This is a genomic window from Stenotrophomonas sp., assembly GCF_032103445.1.
In the GTDB taxonomy this organism is placed as follows: Bacteria; Pseudomonadota; Gammaproteobacteria; order Xanthomonadales; family Xanthomonadaceae; genus Stenotrophomonas.
Genome location: NZ_DAMDFR010000004.1, coordinates 72,279 through 97,702, shown reverse-complemented (window position 1 = coordinate 97,702; position 25,424 = coordinate 72,279). Strand labels below are relative to the sequence as shown.

The window sequence follows — 25,424 nt, the reverse complement described above, 5'->3', positions numbered from 1 at the left end:
CTAAAACGGATGGGGTCAGTGTTTCCAGGGTATGCGAACCGAGCGCGAGAACCCCCGCACTCGACCATCCAAACCCCCAAGCAGAGTTGACTAAAACGGATGGAGACAGGGCTTTCGGAACACCCGGGCAGCGTGACTGAACCCAACCACTCACGCGATCCCATGCTGGCCTCCGCTTGACTAAAACGGACAGGGACAGGTCGCGGGAGTGGGGAAAACGGCGGTCCCGGATTTCTAAGGCAAGGGGTGCGGAGTCGGTGGGGAGGTGGGGAGCTGGCTGGGTGGGGAGGGAGGCTGCGGGGGCTGGCGAAAACTTTTTTGAGCGGCTGGGCGTGGCGGGAGTGAGGGGCATAGGGGGCTCCGGTTGGGTTGAGGATTGGGGCTTTACTTAACTTCTACCGGGGAAAAGCGGAAGGGCAAGAGCGGGGGAGCAAAAACTTGGGGAGGACTGCGGGGGAAGAGGTTGGCTGCCCATTCACCGTTCAAGGTTTTCCGAAGGGTGAAGGGAGTAGGCCATACACAAGTCGCACTGAAGTGTTTTTCCGGCTTGGCTAGAAACGCTGCGCCTTTCCACCCGTCCAGGCCTTGCTGCGCCTTGTTTTCAGTCTTGGCTAACAACTTGGCCAACCGTTCGGCTGAAAAATGGCCGGAACCCCAGAAAAACAGAAGAAAAACGGCTTAGCCCACTTGCGCTTCTTAAATCCTTTGCTAATCCATGGGTGTGGATTTTCATTGCAGGGGGTTAAGTGGGTCGTCCGTCGCTTCTAACCAAATCTTTCAGCATCGCTCCCGATGAGTTGGAGAGCGCGCGGTATTGCGCGAAAGAACAAGGCGTTTCCTTGAACAAGTATTTGCGCCTGGCGGTCCTGGAGAAAAACCGGGGCGTGGTTCAGGGGCTTGAAGCGTCCGATGCGTTGGGCGACATCCGAGCCACGGTCCGCGAATCCGAAACGCGGAATGCCCTTGCCCTAGAAAGCGCGCTGGCGGACTTGCGAGCAGAGCAGAGCGCGGCGCTCCAGGCCAATGAAGAACTGGTGGTGAAAACCCTTCAAGCGTTTTCCCAGTTCCTGGCGCAGCAAGAACCCGACGCCGAAACCCTCTCCAAGCAACCGGCTGCCGAACCCAGTCGAGCTTCTGCTGCTACCTCGGCGTTCCTGCCTCCAAAACTCTAACCCTTTCCCCACTACCTCATAAGGAGGCATACCCATGAAGCGTTTCATCCTCACTCTCACCATCGCCGCGTTGCTGGCTCCGGGGCTTTCGTTTGCCCAGGACAGCACCCGGCCCGAACCCCAAAAGACCAACAAGCTGCGCCTGTTCAAGGCCGGCGGGATTGGCTGCGCTGCCGGTGCAGGCATCGCCCTGCTGACCGGCAAGAAAGACAAGGCCCTGACGGTGTGCGCTGCTGGGGCGATTGTCGGAGGCATTGCGTCCTATCAAGCCCAGCTCAAGGAGTTCCGCGAACTGGAAGCCGAAGCCAAGGCAGCTGGCCTGGATGCTCAGGTGCATACCAAGACCGTCGAAACCAAGGACGGCCAGGCCGAAGCCCTGGACAAGCTGGTCATCCGTTACCCGGCCGCTGACATGCAGCCGGTGAGTGCCAAGACCGGCGCCACGCTGGACAAGCTGGCCGCGTTGCTCAAGGCGAGCAAAGAAAAGCTGACGGTTGGCTTCAGTGGTGCCGATGCCGCCGTGTGCCAGGTGCCGGTCGTTGAGCTGGCAAAGCGCGGTGCGCTTCAGAACGCCACGGTCGATGACCAGTGCGGCCGGGGCGATTACGCCATCACGGTTTCGCCGATCCCCGACGTTCGCTAAGCCAACCGAGAGCTGGGGGGCGAAAGCCCCCTGGCTCAAATCTTTTTCAAGCGCCTGGGAGGAACCATGACACCCGAAGAACTCATCAAACAACGCAAGCAGCGCGAGCTGCTCGCCAAAGCAGCACAAGCCAAGACCACCGCCCCCACGGACGCGGAGAAGCTCGTCAGCGATGCGACAAAAGAAAACTTGAAAACCGCAGGCCGGCTGGCTGCAAGTTTTGGCAAAGCCTTGGCAGACAAAACCAAGCAAGCGGCCTCGGTCGCCGCTGAGAAGGGGCGAGAGGCGCAAGAAGCGTTGGCCCGGCGTGCGGAAGAGGCCAAGGCGCGCAAGGAAGCCGAAGCCGCAGAGAACGCGCGCCTGGAAGTCGAGCGCGCCCAGGCGTTGGCCGAGCAAGAAGCGACTGCCCAGCCCGAGCCGCGGGTGGTTGAGCCCGAGCCCGTTCAAACCGATTCCGCTCCCGAAGCGCCCGAGCCGGTTGTTGAGGAGGTGGTTCCCGAGCCGACAGCAGAACCAGAAGCAGGCCCCGCGCCTGTCATCAAAGAGCCGGTCAGCGCTCCTGCGCCTGCCGTCAGTGAAGCCGTGGACGCAACGCCTGCCGCTCCAGTGCCGGCCGAGCTGGTGGCCCCGTCTGTTCCGAACCCCGAACCGAGCAAGTCAGCTCAAGCCCCGGCACCGGCCCCCAAGGCGACGTCGACCCGGGCCCCGGTGAAACCGGAAGCCCTCAAGGCCAATCCGGCCGGTGAGGCGTCGGCGAAGGCCAGCAACAAGAAGGGCTGGCAACTTCTGGCTGGGTCGGGCGTGGCCGTCCTTGTGCTGGGTGGGGCGTTGGCGTGGTGGACCACTCACCGCTCCAGCGAAACCGTTCCGCTCCAAGACAAACCGGCTGCAGCAGTGACTGCCCCGGCCCCCGTCGCCGTGCCAGTTGCTCCGGTTGTATCCGCGCCGCCCCAGGTCGAGGAGCCCAAGCCCGTGACTGCCCCGGTGGAAGAGAAGGCCGCGGTCGCTGCCCCGGTTGTGGAAGCCCCGGTGCTGGCAGAGCCACCTAAGGCCCAGACCCCGGCAACTGCCCCGGCGTCAAAGCCGGTGCCGGTTTCGAAACCAGCTGCAAAGCCCAAGCCGGCCCCCAAGCCTGTTGCTAAACCCGAGCCGAAAAACGATTGGCAGGACCAAGCCAACAGCGATATCGACGCGTGGGCAGAAAAGATCAGGTGAGGTGCTTGCGCTTATCGAAAGCCTTGCTAGAAAGAATGTGTATCCATGAAAGATGGGAGGAAAAATGTTTGGGTGGTTGTTTACGCAGTATCGAAAGCCCGGAAAGCTCCACTTCGGATCGAAGTGGCTCAACCTGCATGGGCGATTTTTCATTGGTAACCCAGAAAGATTTGGGCTCTCCGATTGCCGAGAGAACGTCCTGACCTCGTATTACTACCTGCGGGCGGACCGGAAGATGCCGGTGGCAAACGATGAGGACTTTGATGCCTGGAGGATGGACGCCCTGCGCGCCAGCCAGGTTCGGCACGCCAGCGAAAAACATGTGTCCAAAGCCGGCTTTCTTGTCACCTCGGCCGCGTGCGTGGCCCTTTGCTTTGGGGCATTGGTCGTCAACAAAGTGAAAGGAACACGCCCTTCGCCGGCGGCGATCCAACTCGCGCCCTCGTTGTCGTTGAACGAGTGCAAAAAGAAATGGACGAGCGGCACCATCACGCCTCAGGAAATCGTGGCGTGTCAGGCGCTATCTCAAACCAACAACAACAACAACGGGAGGCACTGAGCATGTTGCTATCGCTGATGGATTGGACGGTCGGTATTGGCCGCAAGCTGTTCAAGAAGGACGATCAAGCGTCGAGCACGCTGGAGCAAATCATTCTGGACGGCAATGACCGCTACGAAAACTTGGTCGGGCGCTTTGACGTGAGCGACCGCGTGAAGAGCCGCGTGCTGGACGTTCCCCCAGAGGATGTAGATATGGCGGTCCAAGCGGGCGCGGTTTTCGACGAGAAAGAGATGGCACTGGTTGTGCCCGAAGAACTGGATCTGGACCAGTTCCATCCGTGGTGGCCGAAGGTTCCGGAGGATCTGCGCAACACCCAGGCCCGCATGATCATCACCAAGGAAGGACGTCGTGCCGAAGGCTTCGTGCTGGGGGACGACATGGCGCTGGGCGGCGACAGCACTGCAACCTCGCTGATGTATCTGGCCTTCCCGCTGATTGGTGCGGTTCAATACTTCTTGGGCTCGCTCATTGGCGCTTTTAGTTACGTGGTGCTGCTGGCTGCCATTCCTTACTTTGTTGCGTTGAAGCAAGCGGAAGGGATGAAGGAAGCCTTCAAGGGCCTGGCCCTGATGGTGCTGCCCGTGCTGATTGCAACCGCTTCGGCGGCGTTGTCGTCCGCGCTCCACGTGGACGCGGCCAGCATGGGGCAAGCAGCGGTTGACCCGATGAACACGGGAGCGGGGATGATGGCGGTCGCTGCGGGCTTTGCCAAAATGGCGGGCATCGTTCTTCTGATCTTGACCATTCCTGGCCTGCTGTTGTTTGCGGCCTTCCTGAGTGCGGCCTCGCATCCCCACCGGGGCGTGCTGGGGGGGACCGCCGAGCGCTTCATTCAGATGATGAAGTGGATGGTGGTGATCTTGGCCCTTGTTGGGATTGGCTCCCTTCTCCCGGACGGGATGGGCGTGGCCGTGGCGTTTGTGATCGCGGCCATGTATGCCTTGCAGTTCACGGAAGGCAACTTCGTTCAAACGGCCGCTCGCCTCTACCTGCAAAACCTGGACAACAACCTGGCGACCCAGGGTGCCCTGTCCAAGTCCCACGTGAAGGCCCGCGAGCAGCAGGCTGCCGAAGCGTTGCGCGACAAGACCCCGCTTTTGAAGGTGGGTCGAGCGTCTGGTCACCTGAACGACCGCGGCCATGGCTTTGCGCCGGACAAGGGCACGGTGATGATGCTGTCCTGGCGCGACCTGACCCAAGGCCTGATCGTCTACGGGCGTATCGGTTCGGGCAAGTCCTTCAGCGTGCTGCGGCCGTTGGCCCGTCGCTATCGCGAGTCCGCATTAGCCGTAGGACTGCGGAATGAACTGAAGGGGAGCGCCGCGGGCGAGACCGTTCTTGATGCGAAGCGCAGCGGGGGTGGAGCACTCATCCTCGACGCGAAGGACGGCGCGATCATCTCCGATCTGGGCAAGGACGCGTTTGATATCGTCGTGCGCGCAGGCATGTCGGTGGCCCCCTACGAGGGCCTGGAGCCGGATCAAATCACCAAGGCCCTTCGCGGCGCGACCGGCGGCAAGGTTGATGAGAAGTCCAAGCTCTGGAGCGATGGCGGCGACGCTTTCCTCTTCCACACCGGCATCATCCTGAAGGCCGCATGCGAGCACGAGCAGGCCTACCGAGACTTCTGCATCGCCAAGCTGGAAGGGTTGGAGCACGCCCGGTTGATTATGCTGCTGGAGCGGGAGGAGTTGGAGAAGCGTGGCTTGGGGTTGGAAGACCTGGAAGCGGCGCTGGCTCGCGTGGAAGAGCAAATGGGCACTTACGCGATTGTGGCGGAGGCTTCCCGGAACTGGTTCTACACCCCATTCCACCATGCCAAGCTGTTGGCGATGGTTGAGCAGGTGGTGCCGACGCCGCGTGGCGGGGAGATTGCCAGCGCTCGCGTGCTGGAGTTGGTGAACTGGTTGGGGTTGGAGCGCCCGGATACGTCTAGCACTGACGAAGAGCGGGAGGCCTATGCCGCCTACTCCCGGGACTACCACAACCGCTTGGCCACCCGGTCCGAGACCGTCCATCCCGACTTGCTGCGTCCCATGTCCCAGCTGCAAAGCTCGCTGGAATGGGCATTGCTGGGCGTTCCTGCAATGCATAAAGAGCAGCGCCAGTCCTTCACGTTGAACTCGCGGGGGCTCATCGAAAAACTGCTTCGGGGTGAAAAGCTCCGGACGGCAGATGACATCCCGTGGCATTCCGTCGAACGTGGGGAAGTGGACGTTTCTCAGGCGCTTTACGGGAAGTTCGTGGGCTTGTTCCTGCCCCCCACCCAGTTCGGCGAAGCGGGCGACATGATGCAGCGGTTGCTCAAGCAGCGTGTCATGAACGGCATTCGGGCACGCGGGGCGCACGGCGACAAGTGGCGCGAAATGCTGCCGGGCCAAACCGACGTGCTGCTGATGATGGACGAGGCGCATTTGCTGCTGACTTCGGACGACGTGCTGCTCTTCAGCACCTCCCGAAGCCTGGGGTTGATGCCGGTGATCGCGGTGCAGGGCCACGACAGCCTTATCAACACCTACGGGTCGGAGAACGAAGCCGATTTGCTGGCCAACACCATGCAATCGGTCATCGCGCTCAACCACTCGTTTGTCACACGCAACTACTTGATGAAGCGGCTGGGCAAGGCTCAGTTGACCACCTTCAAGGAGCCGACGCGTGGCATCGATTTCTCGGGTGGCTTGACCAACTTCCGCCACAGCGTTCTCAACGATCCGAACCACCCCTACGCAGCGGCCTACGAGCAAATGCTGATGCAGGGCGCAGGCCGCTTGAGCGCGCTTCGCGTGGATCCGGCGACGGGGCGCAAATGGCGCGTCGGGGCTGAAGACACGGTGGGCCAAGAGGAGCTGGCACGGGACATCGACATGCCCACAGGGGGCAAGCGGGAGGTCCTGCCGCTCTTCCTGGAAGAGGAATACCCGGCCCTGACCGCTGCACGTGGCAATGCGATTGTCTCGCTCTGCCGGGCAGGCGTGAGCCGCACGGACTTGGCCGAGATGATGCCCAACGACTGAGCCCAAAAAGGGCAAGGCAACCCTTGCCCTTTCCCAAAATCGATCAATGCTGACCTAACCACCCATTTCCTTGAAGGAGGACTTTATGAGCAATGCCCACCTCGATGCCTTGAACGACCTGCTGGGCGCTCGCGATAAACGGCGAGCCAAGCTGGCCGGAGAGCGTCCAAACGACCACCAACCGCAGAAGAAAGCAGCCTTCGACCAGTCGCTGGCGAAGGACCAGGCCGATATCCAGGAGAAGCAACAAGCCGTGTTGGACTGGGCCAAGCAAGCCAAGCCCGACGAGATCACCGACGCGCGTGAGCGGTTGCACGCACAGGTGCAGCAGCGCGCTGAAGACGCGCCCAAAGACAAGCACGCCCAAGTGGTGTTCAGCACCGTGGACGAATGGCGACAGAAGCGCCAGCAGAAGGACGGAGGGCAATCCTTGGGGGAAAACATCCCCATGCTGACTGCGGCCCAGCGGCAGCAAACCATGGGGCCTGGTAAGTTGGGCTACGCGCACTACGCCGCCAGCGCGAAGAAGGAAGCGGACTTCATGAAGCGCTATGAGGCGGGCTTCGACTGGGACAAGCACGAGGCCCAAGTCCAGAAGAACATCTACCGTCAATGACGGTCCATTCCCCGTGTCGCATCCAGGGCCCTTCGGGGCCCTTTTTGTTGGGCACGTTCCCTTGTTTGTGAGTGGATCGATCTACCCATAAAAGCAAACGGAAAAAGCGGCTCAAAGCAAGAAGCGGGGTGGGGGTTGATCATCTGGGGAAGAGAGAAAAAAAGGTTTGACTAAACATCAAAAGTGTCGATCAATCGAGATTTTTAGGGTTGCCAGTTTTATGGGATGTGGTTGACTGTAATCAGTCAAACACAACCGGGGGAGGCCCTTATGTATATTTTTGCCGATGCTTACGAGTTCGCCGTGGACAACGTGGGGAACCTGCTGATCACCTTGCTTTCGTTTTCGGTGGTGAGCTACGTGGCCGCCAACGTGGCAGGGTTGCTGGCTTGATGGCCTGGTTGAGGGGGGATTTGGAGCAGATGGATCTGCACACCGTTTCGCTTTTCCTACAAACCGGGGTTTTGGTTGGCGCGGCTTTCATCCTCAAGATCGCTTGCTGATTGCCAAAACCGAAAAAGACGGTATGCAAAGGGGATGGAACCCCAACACGACAACCCAGCAGGCAACCCAGGTGGGGGCGATTTCTTGAATCGTCACCACGAGCCGTTGCTTCATCCCATCCTCCACCCCCTGACGCTGGCCCAGTTCTACGGGAAGCATCACGAGGCCGCCGCTGCCGCCGATGCGCGGGAAGTGTTGGACCTGGCCACGCGGTTCTGCCGAGAGGCCCAGGTTTTCGGGTTGGACACCCAGACCGACGCGGGTTTTGACTGGGTGCTGACCCCCAGCCGTTTCTCCAACCGCATTTCCCTGGAGCTGGGCAACCGAGCTGGAGGAACCAAGGTTCACGTCGAGCCCGGCATCACCCCCTCGCAACTGGACGTCACAATCCACGCGGGCGTGTTGGGCCACACCCGGCTTGCTCCGGCTTACCTCAACCTCCCCAGCGACGAGCGCGCCGGCCTGCTGGCCCAGCTCCAGCAATCCATCGCAGAAGTCCAAGCCAACCGAGCCGCCGCTGACCAGCTCCAGCTCCTGCGTGCCCAGCCCGAGTTGCCGCAGGAGGCCCCGGCGCTTCCCCAACTGGACATCGCCGGACTTCTCCAGCGCTACGAGGTCCCGGAAGAGCAGGCCAAGGCCACCGAGCAACACCTCATCCAAACCCTGGGCGGAACGCTCTCCACGATGCACGGAAGCGAGGTCATCGCCGCCGCGCACCAGCACTGCGAACACCCGGGGCTCTACGGCGCACCGTTTCAGACCTGGCTTTGCGAAAACAGCACCCTGGGCAACTTGGCCGCGGTCAATGCTTGCCTGGCGATGGGCGCCGATCCGAACTGCCCCAATGCCCGAGGATTGATGCCCATCCACCTGGCCGCGCGCCAGGGCGAGGGGGCCATCGTTCGTCGGTTGCTGGAGCATGGAGCCGACCCCGCGCTCACGGCACCCAATGGGCAGACGACGTTGAGCATGGCTGAAGGCCACCGGGTGGCCCAGACCTACGTCGCGCTGGGCATGCAGCGCTCGGTCCAAAACTACCCGGCAGGACTGATGGAGCGTTACGGAGCTACGCCTGAGCAAGCGGAAGCATTGGAACTGAAGCTCATCGACGCCCACGGACCCCAACTCGCCCGCTTCCATGTGGCGGAACTTCTGGCGTCCGCGCACGCGTTCCATCCCGAGCTGACGTTCAACGTCCCTTCGCAAACGTGGCTGGAAGAAGGCATTTCGTTGAACGCGCCCGAGGTGGTGGACGCAGCGCTGCACCTGGGGGCTGACCCTAACCAGCCCGACGCGATGGGCGACCGTCCGCTTCACCAAGCCGTGCGTTCCGAAAGTCACGTCATCGTCCGCCGGCTTCTGGAAGTCCAAGCTGATCCCTCGCAGGTGAATCACTTCGGCCAGGCCCCACTGCATCTCGCTGCGCAATGGAAGCAGGCCCGCGTTTGCCTGGAGCTCATGGCCGCAGGCGCGGACCCGGGGCAGTTGGATCGGGAGGGGCGCAAGCCGGGCGACGCTCACCGGGAGAAGGCACGTGAGCAAGTCCACGATTTATGACTGCTGGAGCTGGACGGTCCCGTCGAGCATCGAACCAAGTCGGGCCGTCCGCTATTGGCCCCGGGCCCTGCTGTCTGGGGCGTGTGTGGCTGGTCTGGTCTTCCCAGCAGCGCTTTGGTTGGGCTGGCAGGTGCCCAGCAGTCACACGCTCATGAACTTCAACCAGGCCCTCACTGGCAGCCTGGCAGCGCTGGGCAACCTTGCCACCGGCACGATCTCATTCCGAGAGCCTGCCGCCGCATTCTGGGAGGTGGCCAAGGAGCAGGCCACGTTTGGCACGTTGGCACGGGTCGGCGTCGCCGCTTGCTTGGCCGGGTGGGCGTCGGCTTGGGTGACGCGTCGGGGGTTAATCCCGCGCTCAAATACCTGGCATGTGTCCGGCGCTCAACTGCTACAGGGGAAAGAGGCCCTGACTGAAGCCCGGCGTCGTTCGCTCACGAAGAAAGAGCAGGAAGACGAGCTGCATGCCTTGTCGCTGCATCCCGACTGGATCGCAAGCAAGAAGCTGCTGGCCCGGCACATGTTCATCTACGGCAGCGTGGGCAGCGGTAAGAGCGTCATCCTCAAGCACCTGCTGGAGCAAACGGTCCGTCTCAAAAAGAAAAGTTTCATCTACGACATCAAAGGGGACTTTACGTCCATTTTTAAGCACCCGGTCATCGTCTGCCCCTTCGACAAACGCAGTTGGATCTGGGACGTGGGCCGTGACGTGGCGACGCAAACCCAGGCCGCCGCGTTGTCCCAAAGCATCATCCCCCCGGAGGAGGGCAGCGGCGCATTCTGGGCGTCTGCGGCGCAAGCCTTGCTGGAAGGGTGCGTGCGCGAACTCCAGGCCACGAAGGGCAAGAGCTGGGGGTGGGCAGAGTTGGCCGCGTTGGTTGCCCGCCCAGCCGGACCCATGTCCCAAGCGCTTTCAATCCACTATCCCCGCGCCGCCGCGCTCATCTCCAATCCCGACAGCAACACCACATCGAGCTGCATGGCCGTGCTCGCCAACGGCACCGCGGTCATCGAGCGCCTGGCCTTGGCGTGGCCGGAGCGCAAGCCGGACCGCATGTTCTCGATGCTCGACTGGATCAAAGATTCCTATGAGGGTCGGAAGCAGGTCATCGTTCAATCGGGCCCAGACGAGGTGCTAACCAAGGCCTACATCTCCGCCATGATCAACTGCGCGGTGCCGGAAATCATCGGCCCCTCGCTGCCAGATGACGAAGCCGGGCGATTCCTGGGGTTCTTCTTCGATGAGCTCACTTCCGCCGGCAAGCTCAACATCGAGCCGTTGCTGGCCCTGGGCAGGTCGAAAGGCGTGGTGGCCTGCATGGCCGTGCAGGACTGGAGCCAAGTCGAGAAGGTCTACGGTGACAAGACGGCTCAGGCGTTTTCTGGGTTGGTCGGCACACACATCGTGTGTCAGCTCCAGGTGGGCGAGACCCGGGAGAGAATCTCCCGGAACCTGGGCAAGCGCACCGTGGCTTGGCGCACGCATGACGACAAGGCGACCGTCCACGAGGAGTCGAAATCCGTTGTTCCGCCAGGGCGCCTCACGGACGATCTGGGCTTCCGCAAAGGGAAGGCTTACGGCAAAGAACGTTGGGGCATCCGGGCCATCGTGCAGACCGCGGGCGATTTGTTGTTGCTGGACTGGCCGGGTGTGAGTTATCCGAAGGTTCGAGAGGGGCAGAAGCGGGCGAGGTGGACGAAGCAGGGCGCTCGCCCAGTGGAGCAAAAACCCATGCCACAGAGTGACGCGCAGAGCGCCGCAGAGGTCCAGCGCGTGTTGAAGATGACCGCCGACCAGGCCGCCGCGGAGCTGCAAAAACGCGGTGCCACGCCGCCGAAGCTCCGCGCCGTTTCAGACGACGAGCTGGAAGCCATCTTCCGCAAGTAGTGGGGTTGTGGAGTCGCAGGGTTTTGGTAGATCTGAAGGGATAGCCAGGACCTGGAGAACTCATGATCAACACCACACTGCTGAAGCGAAACGCCGGGGGAACCAAGGGTGGTTCTGCGTCGATTTACTACCTCTTGGCCCAGGAAAAGCTCTCTGAAGAAGCCGAGCAGGCAAGCATGGCCGTGGGTTACTACAGCCGCTCCGCGCCGAGCAAAGAGGCGCAATCGAAGTTCTTCGGCGGCTTGGCCCAGCACCTGGGTCTGGCAGGCGTCCGCGCCACGGAAGAGCTGATGATTCCGCTGACGGATGGATTTGACCCCAAGACCGGTCGAGCGCTATGCCACGGAGCCGGGGATCGCGGACAGGTCAAAGTCCGCTTTGATAAGACCGGCAAGGCCCCGTTGCGCGACAAAGACGGCAAGGTGGTCACGTATCTGGCCGGTGGGCATCGCATCGGCTTTGACCTGACAATCAGCGCACCGCTGGATATCTCCGTGGCGTTTGCACTGGCGTCCGATCCGGCAGAGCAAGAGGCCATCCATGCCGCGCACCGCAACGCGGTCCAGCGGGCGATGGAAGCCTTCGAAGCCATGTCCGAAACCCGGCGCAACAAGGCCGGGAAAGACGTCATTGGGGTAGGGGAGGGGGGCTTGATCTGGAGCTCCCACCACCACTACGCCGCCCGAGCCGACGAAGCGACCGGGGAGATGGGCCCGAACCTCCACACCCACAACCTGCTCTACAACCTTTCCTTGGGCAACGACGGCAAAGAGGCCAGCCTCTCTGCTGAAGAAATCTACCGCTACCGCAAAGCCATGGATGAGGTCTACAAGACCGAGCTCTACCAGGGCATGAAGGCGCTGGGCTATGGGGTGGACCGCATCCGTGAACTGGACGACGACGGCCAGGAAACCGGGCGCGTCTACGCGCGGATCGCGGGCCTGGACGAGGAGGTGACGGATCGCTATGGCAACCGCCGCAAGGAAATCCTCGCTTACGCGGCCAAGCACAACGTGTCTAATCAGCAGGCCACGTTGGCCACGCGCAAAGACAAGGACGAGCCGCCTTATCAGGAGCTCATCGCGCACTGGCAGGACACGCTGAAAGGCTTCGACGTATCCACGGAAAGCCTGAAGCAGGCCAAGGGCAACGCGCACGAAATGGAGCAAAAATCCCCGGCAGAACTGCTGGAGTGGCTCCATGAGACCGACGCCATCTTCTGCGACCACAACCTCTTGGAGGTCTTGGGCCAGGAATACTCCGGCAGCGTGACCGTGCCAGAGCTCTACGGCTTGGTTGAAGCGTTCAAGAAGGAGCACGGCCTGGTGCTGGTCAACCCCATGCGCCTGCACGACGACGACAAGGGCGACTCGCTGGCAAGGCGGCATACCCAGGAGCGCTACTGCGCCCCGTGGATGCTCCAGATCGAGCAGGAGGTGGTGGCCTTCGCGATTGAGCGAGCCAAGGAAACCCATCACCACGTGCCCCAGGCCGACGTGGACCGGGTGGTGAAAGACTACGAGAAGGCCAAGGGCCTTCAACTCTCCCAGGAGCAGCGCCACGCGTTGGACCACATCACCCAGGGCAGCGGGGGCGTGGTCAATCTTTCTGGGCTCGCCGGAACCGGTAAAACGACGATCAGTGAGTGTTTTCGGGCAGCTTACGCAACCCAAGGATTCGAGTTGCTGGGCGTCTGCGTTTCCAACGCCGCGGCCGAGAAGCTGGAGGCGGAAAGCGGCATGTCCAGCGTGAGCATGGCGCAGATGCTCCATGACCTGGACAAAAGAAAGATGCAGTTCCGCAAGACGGACGTCATTGTGGTGGATGAGGCAGGCATGGTCGATGCGCGCAACACCCACAAGCTTTTCAGCTACGCCGCCAAGGCGGGGGCGAAGGTCATCATGCAGGGCGACGTGGAACAGCTTCAGCCCATCGGAGCTGGGTCCGGCTTTCAGTTGACCAAGAGCGCGGTGGGTGATGCCAAACTCACGGAGATCCGACGCCAGGGCAAACAGGAAGACCGAGAAACCGCGTTGTCGTTCTACGCCACGGACGAAAGCGGCCAGATCATCGATCTGAAAAAGGCCAGCCGTTCCCGGGCGCAGACCCTCGACAAGGGCAACGAAATCAAGGCCCGGTTGCTCGACACCATCCGCGAAACGGCCACGGAGAAGGACGCCCGCGAGCGCTTGCTGCACGAATACTTCGAAGACCCAACCCCGATGCAGGAGAAGTTGGTCATCGCCCACACCCGTGCAGACGTGGCCGCGCTCAATGCGGGCATCCGGGCTGGGTTGAAAGAACGGGGAGAGCTGGGCCAGGACGAAGTGGTGATCGAGGCCCGGGACAAGGGGCGCAAGTTCGACTTGGCGTTGTCCAAAGGCGATCAGATCGTCTTCACCGCGAAGAACAAGGACCTGGGGGTCATCAATGGCACGCAGGCGGTGGTGGAGAACATCAAGCCCTCAAGGGCGGGCGGCTACGACATCAGCGTTTCCATTCGCTCGGAGACCAAGGCCGATGGCCGGCGATTGACGTTCAACAGCTTCGAAATGAAAGCACTGACGCATTCCTATGCCGGGACGGTTCACAAGAGCCAGGGCCAAGGTAAGCGGGAGATCTACCACCTGGCGAACCTGGGCATGCTCGACGCCCACAGCGCCCTGGTGGCCTACACCCGACTCACGAAGGGTTCCTACCGCATGTATGCGACGTCCGATGACGTGGAGCGGTTGAGCGAACGCCTGGGGCTGGAACGCCTCAAAGAGACCGTGCTCGACGCGGGACTGAAAGACGATCCGCAACGGCCGGTTGTCCAGGGCCTTGGGGCGGTTGCACGCCCCAACACTCAACGCCCAGCCGCTCAGCGAACGCGCATCCAGGGCAAGCTCGACGCACTGCTGAAGGAGCACGCGGAACGCCCAAAACCGCAGATGAGCGAGGGCGAGCGCAAGGCCCGTTGGCTGCTGGAAGTGCTGGAGCCGTTGCGGCGGGCGCGAAAGGCCTCTCCCAAGCTGCCAGCGCAGTCCCCGAAACACAGGCAGGGCTTCTCGTTGTGAGCAGCAGGCTGGGCGGCCATGCCGCCCATGTGCTTTTCTCTCCACACCGCTTTTGCTTTGAGGCGCGGCCACTGGCCGCGTTCTTTTTGACACCAAAGCAACGTCAAAAGCGCATGGAGGGTGCGGCAGGGCAGCCCGCGGCTTCCGCCGGGGCCCTTGCTTTACAGGGCGGCCATGACCACAGCCTGCAGCACCATCACCGCCACGCCGAAAAGGAAGGGGTAGAGGAACAGCCATTTGAAGAACCCCCAAGCCAGGGACGACGGAGCCCCCGCCGAGCGGCGCGGAACCGCCTCGGGCCACGCATACCCCGCCGCCAAGGACTTCATGTAACCCGTGGTGCGCCTGCTGGGATCGCGAATAAGAATGCCCGGTGGCTTGCTGTAGATCCGCCAGCCTTTCTGAAAGGCCTTGTAGCGCCACGCGTATTCGTGAGCCTCGGCATCGGCCTGGGTGCCCGTCATGCTCGACAGCGGGACGAACGAGAATCGGCGTCCCTGCCAGCCCCCACGAGCACTGCGGTGCTGCTGCTCGCGTTGCTTTAAATCGACGGTCTGCCCCACGTAGCAGCACCCGTTGTCAAAGAACAACCCGTAGAGATGGCGTGGGCGGGGCAGGTATTTCTGATTGCGTTTCCAGTTCAAGGGTCCTCCATCGATGGGTATACCTACATACCCATAAAAGAAAGAACCGATTCGTCAAGCCATGGCACGAACAAGGGCCCCGAAGGGCCCTTGCCGAGATACGATCACCTCCTTTTCCACCACGCAATCGTTTAGCGCCCCAAGTTGATGCTCAACCCGAAGCCGGCTACCGGCTTGTTGCCAGAGCCGAAGGACAGGCCCGCCGAGACGCTGACCTTTTCAGACACCCGAGCACCCCAGCCCACGGCCATTGCAGCACTGCCCCCCGAGAATCCCACGCCCACGTTCAGGTTCACCTGGCCAACGGCCGTGCCCCCGTTCTGCGCCGCAGCGGTGGCCATCTGGCTCATCGCGCCGAGTTGCGCGCCCAAGCCGTTGATGCGGCGATCCTGGTGCCGAAGGCGGCGGTCCGTATCGACCCAGCGGTCATCCCACACCTGCTGCATTTCGTAGACCTGCCCACCGTTCACAGCATCCGTGGACCCGCGTTCGATGCGCCCCGGAGCCACGCTGGTCACGCGCTGATTGCCCGCGTTGACGCCCGCAGTCGTCACCGAAGGGCCGCCTTGAATCGTCACGCCTTGGGCGTTGACCGTGGTCTGGCCGACCTGGACAGAGCCCTGCTCGGACAACTGCACGTTGTCGCTGACCGCCACGGTTTGGGTGCCGTCCGTGTTGTCGGTCACCTCGACGTTCTTGCCCGCCCTTACAGTCCAGCCCGCGCCGGTCCCGGCGGTTCCATCCACCCCATCGGTGCCGGCAGGCCCTTGGACCCCTGGCTCCCCTTTCAGGCTTGCCAGCCAATCTTGTTCATTCCCTTGGAAGCCGTTGGCCAAGGCCACCTCGTAAGCGCTCAACCCATCCGCGCCGCGCGGGCCTGGCGTGCCAGAGCCGCTGCCTGGGTTTTGCTCGAGCGAAGTCACGCGTCCGTCCAGATCGTCCAATGCGGCTCCCACGGTTTGATGCGTGGCACCGCTGCGGAACTGATAGATGGGCGCGATAAAGTTGCCGTTGACGAACGTGGCACCGCCGCCCAGCGCTTGGGCCGCCTGACGGACCTGTCCGAGGTTTGCGACGTCGGTGTCTGAGGTGCCGGCTCGAACGTTCGTGATTCGGCGGGTGCTCTGGCCCCCGTCCTCATACGTGGATCCCACGCTGACTTCGTCACTGGCCCAGCAGCGGCTATGTGAGCCCAGGGCAACGCAGTCTTGCCCGCGTGCTTCAGCCCCAACGCCTAACGCAAGTGACTGAAATGCATCGGCAACGGCAGAGGTGCCTATGGCGACGGCATGGTCAGCGTTTGCCTCTGCCAAGTGGCCTTGAGCAATCGATGCATTGCCCCGCGAACGGCTGGAATAGCCAAAGGACATGGAAAGATCCCCACTGGCTTGCGCCTGCACCCCTTGAGCCAACGATTTAACACCGGTCGCGACGGCTTGTTGTCCAACGGCTACCGCATCTTCGCCACCAGCAAAACTCAAAGTGCCGATGGCAACAGTCCTCGCTGCCGCGGCATTCGCGGCTTGGCCCGTCGCAATGGAGTTCGCACCGGACGCTTGGGCATTCGTGCCCGACGCCACCGCGTTGTCTGCGGAGGCGTTGGCTTGAACGCCCGTGGCGATGGCCCCGTTCCCGGAGGCATTGGCATAGGCCCCCGTTGCAGTGGCATTCGGGGCTGAGGCTTGGGCGTATTCCCCGGTCGCCGTCGAGTTGGGTTCCGAAGCCGTGGCCCCGGTTCCCGTGGCGGTTTGAGCAAACGATGGGGAGGCAAACAACGAGGCCCCCATCAAAGCCGTTAAGATGGATGCGCGAAGCGAAGACATGAAAACCCTCCCGAGTATGGATTGATACTTCATCCATAGCAGGCGATTTCATTTCCGCAAGGTGATCATCCGATCTTTTTCAAGGTGTTAGGAAAGGTCGCAAAGCAAACCCGTGCCGGCGCGAACCAGTTCCAGGCCATCCGGTTTTCATTGCCCCAGGCCAAGCACGCCGTTTCCATCCCCGCAGGGCACCAAGCCGGTGCCAGCGCACGGGCCAGCACTTCCGAAGAGGGCTCCCCGGTCACCGAAGGAAACGCGCCCGGCTTGCGCCCCTGCCGGTAGGCCCACTTGGCTTGGCCGCACTCGGCTTTCAGCTCGACGTGCGGATAGTCTTTCGGGCTGGTCCATCGGCCGCCCCAGTTCAGCCCCACGATCTCCGCCAGCTCCCCAAAGCGTTGATAGCCGGCCATCACATGGGCATCGTCCAAGTTCCAGCTGGGCTCCCCATTGATGAACACGGCGGCATCCAAGGCCAGTCCGAAGTTGTGGCAGCTGGAGAATGCCCCAACGCTGGTCACGCCAGACCCGGAGGCAAGCAGGGCCGCCTGGCGCTCGGGGCTTCGATACCCTTCCACGGGCCGCACATCAAACCCTTCCGCGGCCAGCTGGGCCTGGACGGCTTCCACCTTTTCCCGCAGCGCTGGGGAAACCCCCTTCCACATCCGTTCGTTTTTCGGATGGAAGAATCGGTAAATGGCGCCGTGCGGCTTCGGGGTTTGGAAAACCCAGGGGCTGCTGGGCTTGGGTTTGGGTTGAACGGTCGAACACCCAGCCAGTGTCAGGCAAGCCAGAACGACGGCGATGGTAAAGCGCGGTTGCATGCTTTCCTCCCAGAAAGGTAGATAGATGCTTTCAGGGGTAGTGGATTTTCAGGAAAGCGCAAGCGAGCTAAAAAAAGCCCCCGAACGACCGGGGGAGGAGGCCTGCAGCTCGGGGGCTTAATGAGGCAGGGAAAAAGAGTAAGAAACCCTGCCCCGTTGCAAGCCATAGCACACACAAGGGCAAGAAGTCAAACCGATTGCCGATCGCGTGACAGGGGCAGAAGGCGCGTGGCATTGGGCGGTCAAGGCGGATGCCGGTGACTGGGCCTGGGGATGACGGGTGGCCGCACAGCGCGTAAGTAAGAGGGAAGAGTTGTTGCGATAGTGTTGCGGCGGTCAGGTCAGAGTATTGGCCTGGCTGTCCGGGCCTTGCCCAGCAAGGCTTTCGCGCTCGAAAATGAACAGACGCTAATGATGCTTCATCAGCGGGGTGTGTTCAACGGGCTTCTGGGTCACGCGGGGTCCATCGGGGCAGGCTGGAACGCCTATTGTATCGGCAGGCACTGGGGGGCTGGGGGGCGTTGCCGCCGATTGCGACTGTCAGCGCTGAAGCGTGTCCGGCCGATCCGTGCATTCGGAATAGGCTCTCCTGTGGTCCCGATCCCGGCTCATGGTTGGCAGTGGTGAAAGCCTCGAAGACACAGCAAAAAGGCCACCCGAGGGTGGCCTTTGTTTTACAGAATTTACTATTGCAGCATGGCCATGGAGGCCGTCGCGGGGTACTGGTGCTGCTCCAGAACTCCCACCAATTAGGCGCACGGTATCGCATTGGCTTCGTCAGGTCAAGCCGGTTCAGTTACCGGGCGCTACCTTCCGTCGCTTCCATCGTACAGTTCCTTCAATGTGTTCACCTCGCTCAGAAGGTCCAGGTTCATGGCTTTGGCCCACATGTCGGCAACTTCCTTGCACAGCCGGAGGTGTTCGGCTTCCGTCTGCAAGGCCAGGGTCTGAGCTTCCAGGGCAGTCACCCGGTCGGTAAGTGGTTCCAGCGCGAGGATCCTTGCCTTTGCATTCGCGATGGAAGACTGGTTTTCATAGTAATCACGCACGCCAATTGAATGAAGAAGCGCTTCCTTCAGTGAGCGCATCTCGGTGCTCGAAAGCGATACGCTGTAGTTGGTATCACGGCCGGAACGAATGCCGTCACGGCCCTGAAAGTACGAAACCGGTGGCAAGACACGGCGGGTAGATACGGTTTCGATCATGCTGGCAATCGCCCAGCTTCGCTTGCCTGAATTGCCATAGAATTTGAGTTGGTTGAGTGTCGCTTCTGATAGTTCGAACGTAGTCTTGTCAGTTGACGCTGGCTCCTGCGAGGTGATGGGAACCACTTGTAGCGTAGTTCGGCGGGAGATGCTTACCACGACGGCCAAGCGGCGTTTGTGCATCTCCCCGTTCTGGATGGTGTCGCTGTATCGCTTGTTTGAGCGAAGCTCGCCATCGCCCCGTCCAATGGTCTGCTCATGGCCATAGTCCACCTCGACCAGATTGCCGACGCGAATGACGCGCTGAACAGTGCGCCCCTTACCCTTGTTTAGGCTTTGATGAAGATATTCCGTGATGCCAGAGCTGGGAGGGCACTCGAGCACTACGTTGAACGCGGCACCGCTGGTTTCTGTGGGGAGCGTCCTTTCAACCGAGCGCACAATCCACTGGTATTTGGAGCGCGCGGTGAACTTCTTGATGAAGTAAATCGTACCGTCGTGCTCGCTTCGGGGAAGCAGTACTTCAGAGATTCCGTCAAGGGACTCGGTGCCGAGCAAATGAAGAACTTCATCCTCGGATTGGTCTAGCGTGCGCTCAAAGTAGGTGACAACAATGTTGGCCACAGAATTCACCTGACTTCCGACGTTTCAAGGCTCAGCCCAGCGTCGCAATTGTTGTCTCGATTCTCCGTCTATAAAGACCCGGGGCCCATCACTCACGTACAGCCTGCAAGGAGGGGAGCTGGTCCGGGTATGCCGGACCACCTTATCGACGCACGCCGTTGATTCAAAGAGGCAATCCCGTCATCCCTCGCCGGGAACAGCCTGCTGCAGGTAAAGCTCCACCCGAGTCCGGGTACATACACATATGGGAATGCCCAACCGTTATTTTAATGCGGCGGCGCGGCATGAAAGAGTGGGCTCCTGTTCATCATCGCCTTCGGAGACCGCCTGCCCATGTCCGCCGTCCGTTCTGCAGCTGCCGCCAAAGTCATTGGCGCGTCCGCGTTGTCTACCCTGCTGTTGCTCGCCGCCCCCCTGGCCTTCTCAGCCGAGGGCACCGCTTCGCCGCTGCGTGACTACCTCGCGGCCAAACACGCCGCGATCCAGACCCAGCAGGCGCAACCCGGCGTCGCCACCGCGATCCACGCCAAGGTGACTGCTGAAAGCCGCTCGGGCGTACGCCGCCTGCGCATCGGGGAAACCGGCGAGTTCCAGTACATCAGCGACAGCGGGCGCAGTTATGCGGGTTACAACCTCGGTGCCGGTTCATGGGATTCGCTGGTGGGCACGCTGGCCAGCGCCGTTGCCGACGAATATGTGGTGCAGGCGGCGGTGCAGGGCTTGCCACTGGATGGCCTGGATGTGGTGTTCACCAGCATTCCCGAGCGCAAGAGCGAGACCCTGGCGTATCCGAACAACCTGTCCTATGTGGCCTATATCGACTCTCCGGCCACGGAGGCGCAGTTGCAGGCGCTCAAGCGTGCCGTGCATGAGAACTCTTCAGCCATTGATCTGGTCACCCAGCCGCATCAGGTCAGCCACGCCGAGGTGGACTATGTCCAAAGTCCCGCCACGCGTGATCCCAAGCTGCCGCCGGGCCTGCGCGATTTCATCACCGAGGAAAAGCGCCCGGCGGTACTGGCTCGCCAGGTGAAGCCAGCAGACGGGAAGAAGAAAACCTCCGAACCGGAAACCCTGGTTGCCCGTGCCCACGTCGAACCGCGCACCGGTCTGCGTCGCGTGTTCCTCGGCAAGGACGGCTACCACCAGCAACTGCACGACAGTGCCCCCGGGCTGCTGGGCTACGGGCTGGCACCGACGGTGGAAGAACACCTGCTCGGGGTGACCGGCACCTGCCTGACCCACATCTTCGAGGTGCAGGCCGCATCGCGGAATGTGCTGCTGGATTCGCTCGAACTTACCGTAGACGGCCAGTTGAGCCCGCGTTTCGGCAGCAACGTCACGTCGCCTGCGCGCTTCAGCGACATCCGTTACAAGGTACGCATTGAATCGCCGGCGTCGGCACAGGAGATCGATGCTTTGCGTCAATCGGTGGAAGCCACGTGCCCGCTGTACAACCTGGTGAAGGACGAGCAGAAGCTGGAAGGCCGCATCGTGCGAGGCGCGTATGCAGAACCTGCGCAGTAGGCCCGGGCCCGCCCACCGCGTTCGTCGCGGCTTGCCCCTGCATCGCCGGCATCTGGTGCTGGCACTGTGCACCTTGCTGGCACCGTCGGCATACGCCGAGGAAGAAGCGGTTGCCACAGCGGAAGCGAACGACCGCGCCGGTGCGCGCACGCTGGACCGGGTCTCGGTACTTGGTTCGCAGATTGCCGGTGGCGGTGCGCAGGCGGCGCTGCCGGTGGTCGCGGTGGACCGTGAGCAGATCGATGCCATCGGAGCCACCAACGGCAACGAGCTGTTCCGCAGCCTGCCGCAGTTTGGCGATGTGGCGGTGACCGAAAAGGGCACCACCAATGCGGGGCGCAATTCCAATGTGGCACGCGGGGATGTGGGGTCGATCAACCTGCGTGGCCTCGGCTCGAAGTACACGCTGCTGCTGCTCAATGGGCGTCGCACCGTGCAGCACCCGATCAGCAACAGTGGCGATGAAACCACTTACAACGCCAATGCGATTCCCACCTTCGGGCTGGAGCGGGTCAATCTGCTGCTGGATGGTGCGGCCTCGATCTACGGCTCCGACGCGGTGGCCGGTGTGGTCGACCTGGTGATGCCCAGCAACCTGGCCGATGGAGGTGGCATCCAACTGAACTACGGCAAGGTCACCGATGGGCACCGCGAGGACATCTCGCTGGATGGCTACTTCGGCAGCGATTTTGCCGAGGGCCGCGGCAATCTGTCGGTGCTGTACGGCTTCTCCAAGCGCACCTCGCAGCTCAATTCCGATGCATGGTTCACCGCCACCGATGGCCGCCGGCCGCTCGGCGACGGCACCAGTGTGCCGGACCCGAACGGTACGACCGGCTTCAGCACGCGTACCCCGTGGGGGCATTTCGAAACCTATGCGAACGGACGTCGCACCGGTACCTGGTCGGTCAACCCGGTCACCGGTGCGCTGGTGTCCGGCTCGGTACCCACCCGATATCACTACGACTCGGCGGCCGAGCCGGGCATCACCACGTCACCGGCGATCAAGAAGGGCAACGTGTTCGCCAGCGGGCGCTTCGACCTGACCGACTCCGTGCAGCTGTTCGGCGAGCTGGGTTATTACCGGGCCCGCTCCGAGTCCTGGGTCAGCAGCGAGTCCGGCTTCGGTGGTGATGGCTTCCTGCTGCATATCCGGCCGGATGCCTACTGGGTGCCGGAGTCACTGCGCGGAGCTGATGCCATCCGTCTGCTCAACTACCAGTTCGCCGATTCGGGTATCCGCAAGGTCGAGGTGGACAATGATCAATCGCGCGTGTTGCTGGGGCTTCGGGGTTGGACCGAGGGCGGCTGGAATTGGGAAACCGCGCTGCTGTATTCGCGGGCCCGCAGCAAGGATACCCAGCAGGGCGGGTTGACCGATGCCTTCATCGAGGCGGTGAACCGCACCGACGCCAGTGCCTACAACCCCTTCAGCGGCGGTGATCCGAACAGCATCCGGGTCGGGGACGCTACGCCCTACGACACCTCGTCGTTCATTGGCGAAGCTACGCGCGAAGGCACCGCCGAACTGGCGCTGTGGGACTTCAAGGTCAACCGTCCCGACGTGATCAGCTGGTACGCCGGCGACATCGGCCTGGCCGCGGGCGTGGAGTACCGCTATGAAAGCCGCGAGGATGACCGCGATGAGAACATTGATGGCAGCCGCCCCTACACGGACTGGTACACCGGCACCGTCGCTGCCAGCAATTTCTTTACCCATAGCCCGCGTCCGGATGTGCGTGGCAGCCGCAACGTGAAGTCGGCGCTGATCGAACTGGCGGTGCCGCTGATCTCGCCGGCGCAGAACATTCCGTTGGTGCAGTCGCTGGACCTGCAGATTGCGGGGCGGTACGAGGACTACAGCGATGCCGGCCAGGTCGCCAAGCCCAAGTTCGCCGCCGCATGGAAGGTCATTGACAGCCTGCTGCTGCGCGGCTCGGTCAGCGGCGGCTTCCGTGCCCCGGGGCTGGAACTGGTGAACTCTCCGCCTACCTACGGGTTTGGCTTCAACAACGATGCCATCCGCTGCCATGCGCTGATCAGCAAGGGCGCGCACCCCGACTACAGCGCCTGCTTGAACGCCTACAGCAGCGGTTCCTCGGTGAAGCCTTCGGTGAGTACCGTGACCTCCTATGGCGAGGATGTGAAGCCGGAAACCACGAAGCAGTCGTCATGGGGCGCGGTGTTCGAACCCCAGTTCCTGCCCGAATCGCTGGGCTCGGTGAGCTTGAGCGTGGATGCGTGGAAGGTGAAGGTGGAAAACCCCATCAGCACCCTGGGTGAAGAGCTGCTCTACGACGCCTATCTGCGCGTGGTCGAAGGCAGCAGCAACCCGAACGTAGTGCGCGCGGCGGTGACCGCCGAGGACATCGCGCAGTTCGAAGGATCTGGTCTGGCCCCGGCTGGCGTGGTGACCCACGTCTACACGCGCTATCAGAACCGTAGTCCGCTGACCGCATCCGGTGTGGACTACAACTTCACCTGGCGGTTGCCGGAGACGGCATGGGGCAATTTCGCCTTGCTGATCAGCGCCAGCCAGTTGAAGGAATACACGCAGCAGAAGCCCATTGAAGTGCAGCAGGTCGCGGCCGCAGTGGCCAGTGGCCAGCTGAACATCATTGCGCCTGACCTGGGCGCGGCCAACGAGGTGGGGATCAATGGGGCCAAGCCGGAATGGCGGGCCAGCGCCACTTTGATCTGGAACCTGCAGGACTGGACCGTGCGACTGCGCGACGACTACATCGACAGCGTGACCGCGGGCGCATACTCGGACCGGACGCCTTATGTGGTGGGCTCCACCCAGCGCTGGGCGCTGTCGGTGAAGAAGGAGTTCAACCAGGGCGCACTTGCAGGCACGGCGGTGGAAGTCGGGGCACGCAATCTGTTCGACAAGGAGCCGCCGCTGAACGCGTCCGGCAACTACCTCACCGCGCTGCATGAGTCGTATGGGCGCTATCTCCACGTTGGCATTTCCAAACACTGGTGAACGGCATGAAGACCTACGCGCTTGCCCTGTCTGTACTGACGGTCGTGTTCGCATCCGCCTGCAGCCCCAGTGCGGCTGCACCCGCACCCAGCCGCTTCCAGCAGGAGCACACGGCGTGGGTGCAGCAACGTGCAGCCGATCTGCGCAGGCCCGATGGCTGGGTCAGTCTGATCGGTCTGCACTGGATCGAAGCGGGACGCCAGGACGTCGGTGCAGGCAAGGACAACGGCATCCGGCTGGCGATAGGGCCGGACCGTCTCGGCCAGCTGGAGCAACGCGCTGATGGGTTGTATTTCAAACCTGCAGAGGGCGCGCGCATCACCGCCGACGGCAAGCCGCTGCAAGGGGAAGTGCGGTTGGTCCCGGAAGGGAAGGGCGGTGCCACCAAGCTGGGCTACGACCAGGGCAAGGGGCAAATTACCGCGATCAAGCGCGGGCAGCGGTTGGCGCTGCGGGTGCGGCATGCCGATGCACCGGCGCGTGTCGGATTCGCCGGCCTGGACTTCTTCCCGGCCGATGAAGCCTGGCGCGTGCCGGCCCGCTTCGTTGCGCACCCGGCCGGCAAGACGCTGCCGATTGCCAGCGTGATCGGCGAAATCAACAATGCGCCGAATCCGGGATACGTGGTGTTTGAGAAGGATGGGCGCACCTGGCGGCTGGAAGCGCTGGGTGATCCGGCGGAAGGCCTGAACCTGATGTTCCAGGACCAGACCACCGGGCGACAGACGTACGGTGTGGGGCGCTATCTGCATACCGATGCAGTTGCCGCGGACGGTAGTGTGACGCTCGACTTCAATCGCGCCTACAACCCGCCGTGCGCCTATACCGACTACGCCACGTGCCCGCTGCCGCCGCCGGAAAACCGGCTTGCGCAGAAGGGGGCGAATGCACAACCGGTGCGACTGGCGGTGCTGGCGGGGGAAAGAAAGTACGCGCTGGCGCAGCACTGACGGCCGTCACGCTGCCTTTGCATCTATGCAATGTGCGGCTGTTAAGGTTGCCTGACCCCAATCAGGAAGCCTCACCATGACCCGGACGTCTACGTTCGCTCTGCTCACACTTGCTCTCAGCCCGGCGCTGGCCTTTGCTCAATCCGACCGTGAGGTTGCCGAGCATATGGTGACCCGCTCTGCCAACGTCTGCCCTGGCCACAGCACCGAGCGCACCACGCCCACGGTGAAGAAGGTGCCGGTGGGTGCGCTGCGGGTAATGCTCGATCGCGGTCTGGTGATGTGCCCGGATCGCCGGCTGGATGCCAGTGCGCCGGCGGTGTTCTACGGCCGCGTGGGCGTGTTCGCGTGGAATCCGGAAGTGCCGGCGGGTGCCACGGAGATCGTCAAGCAGATTGACGAGATGACCCGCAAGGATGAGTACCCGGTCGAGACGCTGGTGTGGGATGGCAAGGGCACCGCGCTGACGCAGCAGACAGTCCCGGCATTCGAGCCGCGCCCGGGTGCTGCGGTGCTTTACAAGGTGCGCTGATCACGTTGGCTGCGATTCACATGCTGAATCGCAGCCTATATTTTGACTTCGCCTACACCTGATTTCACGGTCGCTTGCGCAC

18 protein-coding genes are annotated in these 25,424 nt (G+C 62.3%); 14 read left to right on the top strand and 4 right to left on the bottom strand.

The window, feature by feature from the left end; genetic code table 11:
• The first annotated feature begins 839 nt into the window (after positions 1-839).
• The 10 genes from RT551_RS02775 to mobF all read left to right on the top strand — a co-directional run bounded on the left by RT551_RS02775 (position 840) and on the right by mobF (position 14,230).
• On the top strand, positions 840-1,172 hold the full coding sequence (locus RT551_RS02775; protein WP_130519073.1) for a hypothetical protein: 333 nt from the start codon (positions 840-842) through the stop codon (positions 1,170-1,172).
• 34 nt (positions 1,173-1,206) lie between these two features.
• Complete coding sequence (locus RT551_RS02770; RefSeq protein WP_049419283.1) at positions 1,207-1,815, top strand: hypothetical protein; 609 nt, start codon at positions 1,207-1,209, stop codon at positions 1,813-1,815.
• Between the two features lie 66 nt (positions 1,816-1,881).
• A complete protein-coding gene (locus tag RT551_RS02765) occupies positions 1,882-3,030 on the top strand; it encodes a hypothetical protein (protein ID WP_049419281.1) in 1,149 nt (382 codons plus the stop codon).
• A gap of 64 nt (positions 3,031-3,094) precedes the next feature.
• Positions 3,095-3,589, top strand: a complete 495-nt coding sequence (locus tag RT551_RS02760) for a hypothetical protein (RefSeq protein ID WP_064968313.1) — start codon at positions 3,095-3,097, stop codon at positions 3,587-3,589.
• A gap of 2 nt (positions 3,590-3,591) precedes the next feature.
• Positions 3,592-6,606: a TraM recognition domain-containing protein gene (locus RT551_RS02755; protein ID WP_313455573.1), complete on the top strand. Its 3,015-nt coding sequence runs from the start codon at positions 3,592-3,594 to the stop codon at positions 6,604-6,606.
• A gap of 85 nt (positions 6,607-6,691) precedes the next feature.
• Entirely contained in the window at positions 6,692-7,222 is a 531-nt protein-coding gene (locus tag RT551_RS02750) for a hypothetical protein (protein WP_049419277.1), read from the top strand.
• Positions 7,223-7,492: 270 nt separating this feature from the next.
• Complete coding sequence (locus tag RT551_RS02745; RefSeq protein ID WP_255313069.1) at positions 7,493-7,615, top strand: hypothetical protein; 123 nt, start codon at positions 7,493-7,495, stop codon at positions 7,613-7,615.
• Positions 7,616-7,759: 144 nt separating this feature from the next.
• Positions 7,760-9,283, top strand: coding sequence for an ankyrin repeat domain-containing protein (locus RT551_RS02740; protein WP_313455571.1), 1,524 nt, complete (start codon positions 7,760-7,762; stop codon positions 9,281-9,283).
• A 151-nt stretch (positions 9,284-9,434) separates the two neighbouring features.
• Entirely contained in the window at positions 9,435-11,171 is a 1,737-nt protein-coding gene (locus RT551_RS02735) for a type IV secretion system DNA-binding domain-containing protein (RefSeq protein ID WP_313455569.1), read from the top strand.
• A gap of 62 nt (positions 11,172-11,233) precedes the next feature.
• Complete coding sequence (gene mobF, locus RT551_RS02730; RefSeq protein ID WP_313455567.1) at positions 11,234-14,230, top strand: MobF family relaxase; 2,997 nt, start codon at positions 11,234-11,236, stop codon at positions 14,228-14,230.
• Positions 14,231-14,391: 161 nt separating this feature from the next.
• Here the strand turns inward: mobF and RT551_RS02725 are convergent, their stop codons facing one another.
• The 4 genes from RT551_RS02725 to RT551_RS02710 form a co-directional block, all read right to left on the bottom strand.
• Complete coding sequence (locus tag RT551_RS02725; protein WP_053090785.1) at positions 14,392-14,874, bottom strand: GIY-YIG nuclease family protein; 483 nt, start codon at positions 14,872-14,874, stop codon at positions 14,392-14,394.
• A 131-nt stretch (positions 14,875-15,005) separates the two neighbouring features.
• Positions 15,006-16,697 (bottom strand): YadA-like family protein, encoded by a 1,692-nt coding sequence (locus RT551_RS02720; protein ID WP_160314184.1) that lies wholly within the window; start codon positions 16,695-16,697, stop codon positions 15,006-15,008.
• Positions 16,698-16,762: 65 nt separating this feature from the next.
• Positions 16,763-17,518 carry a M15 family metallopeptidase gene (locus tag RT551_RS02715; protein WP_053091888.1) on the bottom strand — a complete coding sequence of 252 codons (756 nt, stop codon included), beginning with the start codon at positions 17,516-17,518 and terminating at the stop codon, positions 16,763-16,765.
• Positions 17,519-18,324: 806 nt separating this feature from the next.
• On the bottom strand, positions 18,325-19,347 hold the full coding sequence (locus tag RT551_RS02710; RefSeq protein WP_313455564.1) for a type II toxin-antitoxin system PemK/MazF family toxin: 1,023 nt from the start codon (positions 19,345-19,347) through the stop codon (positions 18,325-18,327).
• Positions 19,348-19,680: 333 nt separating this feature from the next.
• On the opposite strand from RT551_RS02710, the gene RT551_RS02705 reads away from it, so the two are divergent.
• From RT551_RS02705 to RT551_RS02690, 4 genes are all read left to right on the top strand, one after another.
• Positions 19,681-20,874 (top strand): OsmC family protein, encoded by a 1,194-nt coding sequence (locus tag RT551_RS02705; RefSeq protein ID WP_313455563.1) that lies wholly within the window; start codon positions 19,681-19,683, stop codon positions 20,872-20,874.
• A 31-nt stretch (positions 20,875-20,905) separates the two neighbouring features.
• A complete protein-coding gene (locus tag RT551_RS02700) occupies positions 20,906-23,860 on the top strand; it encodes a TonB-dependent receptor (protein ID WP_313455562.1) in 2,955 nt (984 codons plus the stop codon).
• Between the two features lie 5 nt (positions 23,861-23,865).
• Complete coding sequence (locus tag RT551_RS02695; RefSeq protein WP_313455561.1) at positions 23,866-24,810, top strand: DUF1684 domain-containing protein; 945 nt, start codon at positions 23,866-23,868, stop codon at positions 24,808-24,810.
• 100 nt (positions 24,811-24,910) lie between these two features.
• Positions 24,911-25,342 carry a hypothetical protein gene (locus tag RT551_RS02690; RefSeq protein WP_313455615.1) on the top strand — a complete coding sequence of 144 codons (432 nt, stop codon included), beginning with the start codon at positions 24,911-24,913 and terminating at the stop codon, positions 25,340-25,342.
• Positions 25,343-25,424: the final 82 nt, after the last annotated feature.